Origin of the sequence: Halomarina rubra, from assembly GCF_023699475.1 — an archaeon.
In the GTDB taxonomy this organism is placed as follows: Archaea; Halobacteriota; Halobacteria; order Halobacteriales; family Haloarculaceae; genus Halomarina; species Halomarina rubra.
Map to the genome: position 1 here is coordinate 94,977 of NZ_JALXFV010000003.1, position 754 is coordinate 95,730.

Sequence of the window (754 nt, forward strand, 5' to 3'; positions counted from 1 at the left end):
CCTCCGCGGCGGTCACCGCCGCGGAGAGGTCCGTCGGAACGTCCGGGGCGACCGGTGTGACCGACGACTCGTCGGCCGCGTCGGCCGTGTCGACGGCCTGTTCGTCTCGCTCCTCGACCGCGTCGACGGGCAACTCCTCGGTGTCTTCGACCGGCGACTCTTCGTCGGGAGCCGCGTCGGCGTCGATGAGTTCGCCGATAGTGAGGTCGTCCTCCTCGTCGAACTCGCCGAACGACATCTCGTCGATGTCGGCCTGGAGTGCCTCGAGGTCCGCCGCCTCCTCGTCCGCGACCTCCGCCTGCACTGCCGCGAACAGGTCGTCCTCGTCGTCGCTCGACGGGCCGGTGCCGGACGCCGCCTCGGCGGGCGGTGTCTCGGCGGCGGTATCGTCCGCGGACGCGAACGGACCCGCGCCGTCGAACCCTTCCTCTGCGGTCTCGTCGCCGTTCGCGTCGGCGAACGGGCCGGAGCCGTCGAACCCGGCGTCGGGGGACTGTTCGGCTGGCGACTCCTCGTCGACCTCGCCGAACGGCGCGTCGAGAGGGTCCGTGGCGTCGTCGTCGGTCGCCCGGTCCTCGCCGAACCGGAAGCCGCCGGCGTCGTCCTCGGCCGGCCCCTCGATGAGTTCGCCGATAGTGAGGTCGTCCTCCTCGTCGAACTCGCCGAACGACATCTCGTCGATGTCGTCCTGGAGCGTCTCGAAGTCCGCCGCCTCCTCGCCGTCGAGCTCCGCCTGCAGTTCCGCGAACAGGGC

Annotated in this window: 1 protein-coding gene (running past both ends of the window); it reads right to left on the reverse strand. The window is 71.5% G+C overall.

The whole window is internal to an ATP-binding protein gene (locus tag M1L36_RS05655; RefSeq protein ID WP_250872754.1) on the reverse strand: the coding sequence, 3,576 nt in all, runs 2,072 nt past the left edge and 750 nt past the right edge, and what appears here is coding positions 751–1,504, spanning codon 251 (complete) through codon 502 (partial); the first complete codon in reading order (the gene reads right to left) occupies nucleotides 752–754. Both the start codon and the stop codon lie outside the window.